Origin of the sequence: Protofrankia sp. Cr1 (assembly GCF_963555865.1) — a bacterium.
In the GTDB taxonomy this organism is placed as follows: Bacteria; Actinomycetota; Actinomycetes; order Frankiales; family Frankiaceae; genus Protofrankia.
On record NZ_CAUVXO010000122.1, the window covers coordinates 12566 to 14371 of the forward strand.

At 66.2% G+C, this 1806-nt stretch carries 2 protein-coding genes; both read right to left on the bottom strand.

Annotated elements, in window-relative coordinates:
* Nucleotides 1-82 precede the first annotated feature (82 nt).
* Nucleotides 83-523 (bottom strand): peptidoglycan-binding protein, encoded by a 441-nt coding sequence (locus tag U9980_RS12255; protein WP_322747726.1) that lies wholly within the window; start codon nt 521-523, stop codon nt 83-85.
* A 120-nt stretch (nt 524-643) separates the two neighbouring features.
* Entirely contained in the window at nt 644-1720 is a 1077-nt protein-coding gene (locus tag U9980_RS12260) for a YbhN family protein (protein ID WP_322768018.1), read from the bottom strand.
* Nucleotides 1721-1806: the final 86 nt, after the last annotated feature.

The window sequence follows — 1806 nt, forward strand, 5'->3', positions numbered from 1 at the left end:
AACGCCGAAGGCCGGCGTCGGCGACTGGAGTCTGCGATGCCGGCCTTCGGTATTGCCCTGCCCGTGCGATCCGTTGTGCGGGTCAGGTGTTGAGCGCTTCGTTGACGAGATGGTTCCAGGTGACCGGTCCGACGACCCCGTCGGCGCTGATTCCGACGCCCTGCTGGAACCCTCGCACCCACGCGTCGGTCAGCGTGCCGAAGACTCCGTCCACCGGGAAGGGATGGGCAGGATCCCCGGCACGGAAGTTCGCCTGGTCCTGGACGGCGCGCACCGCGTCGCCCTTCTCGCTCCGGTCGCCCTGGCGGACGACCGCGATGAGCGTCGGCCAGGTCTGGTCGCCCACTGCGCCGTCGGTCGTAAGCCCCTGTGATGACTGGAAGCCGCGCACCGCTGCTTCGGTTTGTGGTCCGAAGTTCCCGTCGACGGCCACCGTGTACCCGTGCACACGGAGTAGGAACTGTACGGTACGTACCGCTTCGCCGGTTTTACCGTTTTTCTGCATGGGCCAGGTCAGTGCCATGGTCGGTCTCCTTCAGTGCTTGGTCCTTGCGGCGACCCGTGGCGCCACCATCACTCACTATGAGTGACAATTCTATTCCCGTCAGTCGTATGTCGGGGCTGGGGGTGACCGCGGCCTGCATCAGGCGGTCGTCTCCTTATTGATCGTTTCATCGTTGATCGTGTTTGGGGTCGTCCATGGGCGTTGGGCCGGTAGCCGTCGGTGCAGCAGGGGGCCGGTCCGCAGCGACAGGTAGGTCAGAGCCGACGCCGGGATGGGAAGCCAGAAGTTCGCCAGTCGCCAGGTCACCACCCCGAGCAGCGCGATGGCCCGGGTCGTGCTGAAACCCACGAGTGTCGGTACGAGTACGCCTTCGATGATCCCGAGCCCGCCGGGTGTGATGGGAATGGCTGCGAGCACGTTCGCGAGTCCGTAGGCGATCAGAAGGCCGTCCAGCGCCGTTGCATGACCGTATGCATACAAAAACACCCATAGGGATGCGGCGTCAAGCAGCCAGTTCGCGGCTGCCCACACCGTCGCCTTGATGATCAGGGGTTTGTCCTTGCCGAGGACGCGAAGGCGATCGGCAAGGGTACGGATGAGCTCTTCGGCGCTGCCCGGTGACACCCCCGGCAGGCGGCCGGCGGCGGCGCGGACGATGCGGATGGACCGCTCGCTCCCGCGGGTGAGCAGTGCCACCCCGACGAACACGGCCGCGATCAGCAGCGTCCCGACCGCGGCTGCGGTGCCGTAGATCGGGTTGCCGCCCCGGGTGGGGATGGAGATCAGGAGACCGATCCACAGCATCACGTTCAGGACGACCGCTGAGCCGGCGCCCTGGATCGCCGCGGCGGACACCGCCTCGGATGCACCGACCCCGGCGCTGCGCAGCAGACGGTAGCGAAGGGCGCTCGCGGTGGCGGCGCCACCGGGCAGCATGTGGCTGACGCCGAGCGATGTCACGTCGATCCGCGCCAGCGTCCACAACGACGGCCGGCCTTCGCGGGCAAGCACGCTACGGGTCAACATTGCGTAGGCAAGCAACGACGCCGCTTCCAGACACAGACCGACAGCGAGATACGTCGGCTCAACGTCCGACAGCGTCTCCAGGGCCTTGCGCGCACCCGCGAGCTGTGGAAGCAGCGCGTACTCGATCACGAGTAGGAGCACCACTACCGAGGCTCCCCGCCGCAGCCACATCGGCACCCGAACCGACATCACGTATCCATGCTGTCGGATGCCACGGCTGTCATGCGCGAACCGCTACCGACAGTTACCAATTTGTGATGTTTCGGTTGGGTAGG